This is a genomic window from Streptomyces atriruber, from assembly GCF_001418325.1.
Taxonomy (GTDB): domain Bacteria; phylum Actinomycetota; class Actinomycetes; order Streptomycetales; family Streptomycetaceae; genus Streptomyces; species Streptomyces atriruber.
Genome location: NZ_LIPN01000531.1, coordinates 1 through 2,640, shown reverse-complemented (window position 1 = coordinate 2,640; position 2,640 = coordinate 1). Strand labels below are relative to the sequence as shown.

General features: G+C 75.6%; 2 protein-coding genes and 1 pseudogene. All 3 read left to right on the top strand.

Annotated features, from left to right (window positions below; translation table 11 throughout):
• Window positions 1–183 (top strand): annotated as a pseudogene (locus tag AOK03_RS43625) (hypothetical protein); the annotation flags it as partial.
• 441 nt (window positions 184–624) lie between these two features.
• On the top strand, window positions 625–837 hold the full coding sequence (locus AOK03_RS42960; RefSeq protein ID WP_055569883.1) for an acyl-CoA carboxylase epsilon subunit: 213 nt from the start codon (window positions 625–627) through the stop codon (window positions 835–837).
• A gap of 260 nt (window positions 838–1,097) precedes the next feature.
• On the top strand, window positions 1,098–2,640 hold a 1,543-nt coding region (locus tag AOK03_RS37750; RefSeq protein WP_055569882.1), incomplete at its 3' end, for an acyl-CoA carboxylase subunit beta.

Below are 2,640 nucleotides of genomic sequence, written 5' to 3'. Positions count from 1 at the left end.
CCGCAGACGGGACACCGCCCCTCCCCGGAGGAAGGGGGTGGCCGGGCCGGTGCCGGGCAGGCCACCGGCCCGGCCACCCCCTTCCTCCGGGGAGGGGCGGTGTCCCGTCTGCGGGGTGCGGGCCCGGCCCGCCCGCCGGGGGAGTGGCGGGACGGGGGCGGTGGCCTGGACCCGGCCCGATGACCCCCGCTCCGCCCGGCCCGGCCCGCGCCCGGTGCCGTCCCGCACCCCTGGCCCGCACCCTGGCCCCGGCCGCTCCGGTCCGCGCCCGGTGGTCGTCCCGGTTGCCCGTCCCGCACCCCTGGCCCGCGCCCGGTGCCGAGTCCGGCCCGGGCACCGGCCCCGCGTCGTCCGGCAGTCTGCGGCCGTTCCGTTTCCCGGGGATGCGGGGATGCGGGGATGCCTGTCCGCCTGTCCGCCTGTCCGCCTGTCCGCCGCCGGGGCCCGGGTTCGGGCCCGCGGCACGCGCCCCGGGCCCGCCCTGTCGCCGTGCGGGCCCGCCTGCCTGCGGCCGCCTGCGGGGGCGGGGTCCCGGGCGTGCCGCCGCAAGGGGCAGCTCCAGGCAGACCCGAGCCTGTTTTGAGCCCGGCGGTCGACCGTTGGCCCCTAAGGGGAGGTGGGGTCGTGGACGCTGCCGGAAACAGGACCGCTCTGCTCAGGATCGAGCGCGGGCAGGCCAGCGACGAAGAGCTCGCCGCGCTCGCCGTGACGCTGCTGTCGCTGGCCGCCGGGCGGCCGCCCGGCGGCCCGGGGACCGGCACCGCCCGGCGGCCGGCCGATGCCTGGCGCCCGCCGGAGCACGCCCGGGCCTACCGGGCCCCGCACAGCTGGCGCTGACCCACCGCACCACCCGGCCCCACGGCCGCACGGCCCGTACCGCCCGGCCCGCACCCGCCGCACTGCACCGCCCGCCCGGACGGGCGGCCGTGCGGCGGTGCCGGGCGGGCGGCCGGAGCCCGGGCACCCGGGCGCCCGGGCGTGAAGCTTGCGACACAGAAGTACCGCTGCAGCACTCCGGTGGGCGGGGGTGCGGTCCGCCCGGTGGGCGCGGCCGCGCCCACCGCCGACCGGGCCGACCTTGGAGAAAGGGGACCGTCGTGGCGACGGTGACGGAGCCCTCCGCACTGGATGCGGCATCGGCCGAGGCGAGGGGCCGGCTGGCCGAGCTGGCCGCGATCCGCGCGCAGGCACTGGCCGGACCGGGCGAGAAGGCGACCGCGGCCCAGCACGCCAAGGGCAAGCTGACCGCCCGCGAGCGGATCGAGCTGCTCCTGGACCCGGACTCGTTCAGCGAGGTCGAGCAGCTGCGCCGGCACCGGGCCACCGGGTTCGGCCTGGAGGCCAAGAAGCCCTACACGGACGGTGTCATCACGGGCTGGGGCACGGTCGAGGGCCGCACGGTCTTCGTCTACGCGCACGACTTCCGGATCTTCGGCGGTGCGCTCGGCGAGGCGCACGCCACCAAGATCCACAAGATCATGGACATGGCCATCGCGTCCGGTGCGCCGCTGGTCTCGCTGAACGACGGGGCGGGCGCCCGTATCCAGGAGGGTGTGGCGGCGCTGGCCGGTTACGGCGGCATCTTCCAGCGCAACGCCAAGGCCTCCGGCGTCATCCCGCAGATCAGTGTGATGCTCGGCCCGTGCGCGGGCGGGGCCGCCTACAGTCCGGCGCTGACCGACTTCGTGTTCATGGTCCGCGAGACCTCGCAGATGTTCATCACCGGCCCCGACGTCGTCAAGGCGGTCACCGGCGAGGAGGTCACCCAGAACGGGCTGGGCGGCGCGGACGTGCACGCCGAGACCTCGGGGGTGTGCCACTTCGCCTACGACGACGAGGAGACCTGCCTGGCCGAGGTCCGCTACCTGCTCTCGATGCTGCCCGCCAACAACCGCCAGACCCCGCCCGCGGTGGCCGCCGGTGACCCCGCCGGCCGGGCCACCGCCGCCCTGGCCCAGGTGGTGCCGGCCGACGGCAGCCGCCCCTACGACATGCACCGGGTGCTGGAGGAACTCGTCGACGACGGCGAGCTGCTGGAGGTCCACGAGCGCTGGGCGCGCAACATCATCTGCGCCCTGGCCCGCCTCGACGGCCAGGTCGTGGGCCTGGTCGCCAACCAGCCCCAGACGCTGGCCGGGGTGCTGGACATCGAGGCCTCGGAGAAGGCCGCCCGCTTCGTGCAGATGTGCGACGCCTTCAACATCCCCATCCTCACCCTGCTCGACGTCCCCGGCTTCCTGCCCGGCGTCGACCAGGAGCACGGCGGCATCATCCGCCACGGCGCCAAGCTCCTGTACGCGTACTGCAACGCTACCGTGCCGCGCATCTCCCTGGTGCTGCGCAAGGCCTACGGCGGCGCGTACATCGTCATGGACAGCCAGTCCATCGGCGCCGACCTCACCTACGCCTGGCCCACCAACGAGATCGCGGTCATGGGCGCCGAGGGCGCCGCCAACGTCATCTTCCGCAAGCAGATCGCCGCCGCCCAGGACCCCCAGGCGATGCGCGCCCGGGTGGCCAAGGAGTACAAGGCCGAGCTGATGCACCCCTACTACGCCGCCGAACGCGGCCTGGTCGACGACGTCATCGACCCCGCCGACACCCGCGCGGTCCTCATCAAGTCCCTCGCCATGCTCCGCA